Origin of the sequence: Streptomyces celluloflavus (assembly GCA_000720995.1) — a bacterium.
Lineage (GTDB): Bacteria > Actinomycetota > Actinomycetes > Streptomycetales > Streptomycetaceae > Streptomyces > Streptomyces celluloflavus.
The window spans coordinates 1-224 of record JOEL01000181.1; the positions used below are offsets into that span (position 1 = coordinate 1).

General features: G+C 68.8%; 1 protein-coding gene. It reads left to right on the forward strand.

Features of this window, described 5'->3' with window-relative positions; translation table 11 throughout:
- Nucleotides 1-224, forward strand: a 224-nt coding sequence (locus IH09_RS36380; RefSeq protein ID WP_190233551.1) for a flavodoxin-dependent (E)-4-hydroxy-3-methylbut-2-enyl-diphosphate synthase, incomplete at both ends; no start/stop codon positions are given.

Here is a 224-nt window from a genome sequence, read left to right on the forward strand (position 1 = left end):
TGTGCGGCGGTCCGGGTGAATCCGGGGAACATCAAGCAGTTCGATGACAAGGTCCGGGAGATCGCGAAGGCGGCGTCGGAGGCGGGTACCCCGATCCGGATCGGGGTGAACGCGGGGTCGCTGGACCGGCGGCTGCTCCAGAAGTACGGCAAGGCGACGCCGGAGGCGCTGGTGGAGTCGGCGCTGTGGGAGGCGTCGCTCTTCGAGGAGCACGGTTTCCGGGA